Source organism: Azospirillum isscasi (assembly GCF_030849505.1).
In the GTDB taxonomy this organism is placed as follows: domain Bacteria; phylum Pseudomonadota; class Alphaproteobacteria; order Azospirillales; family Azospirillaceae; genus Azospirillum; species Azospirillum isscasi.
Window position 1 is genome coordinate 1 of the sequence record NZ_JAUJFI010000380.1, and the last position, 733, is coordinate 733.

Here is a 733-nt window from a genome sequence, read left to right on the forward strand (position 1 = left end):
GTCGTGCCGGCGATGGTGACGGCGCTCTCGTCCTCGGCGTCGTTGATCCGGTCGTCGGTCGACACCGTGCCGATGGAGAGGCTCGGTGCGGTGCGGTCGTAGCTGACCGTCCGGGTCGCCGCCGTGGCCGCGTTGCCGGCCTGGTCGGAGACGCTCGCGGTGATGGTGACCGAGCCCTCGCTCAGGGCCTTGACCTGGCTGGAGGTGAGGGACGTCGTCCAGGCCCCGGCGCTGACCGTGGCGGTCTGGGTGACCGTGCCGACGGTGACGCTGACGACCCGGCCGTCCTCGGCGGAGGCGGTGCCGGCGATGGTGACGGCGCTCTCGTCCTCGGCGTCGCTGATCCGGTCGTCGCCGGACACCGTGCCGATCGACAGAGACGGGGCGGTGCGGTCGTAGCTGACCGTCCGGGTGGCCGCCGTGGCGGGGTTGCCGGCCTGGTCGGAGACGCTCGCGGTGATCGTGACGGAGCCTTCGGACAGGCTCTTCACTTGGCTGGAGGTGAGGGACGTCGTCCAGGCCCCGGCGCTGACCGTGGCGGTCTGGGTGACCGTGCCGACGGTGACGCTGACGACCCGGCCGTCCTCGGCCCCGCTCGTCGTGCCGGCGATGGTGACGGCGCTCTCGTCCTCGGCGTCGTTGATCCGGTCGTCGGTCGACACCGTGCCGATCGACAGAGACGGGGCGGTGCGGTCGTAGCTGACCGTCCGGGTCGCCGCCGTGGCGGGGTTGC

The 733-nt window shown here is 72.7% G+C and carries 1 protein-coding gene; it reads right to left on the reverse strand.

The annotated features are described in order from the left end of the window. The coding region (locus QSG27_RS29090) for an Ig-like domain-containing protein (protein ID WP_306712353.1) at positions 1-733 on the reverse strand (733 nt) is incomplete at both ends.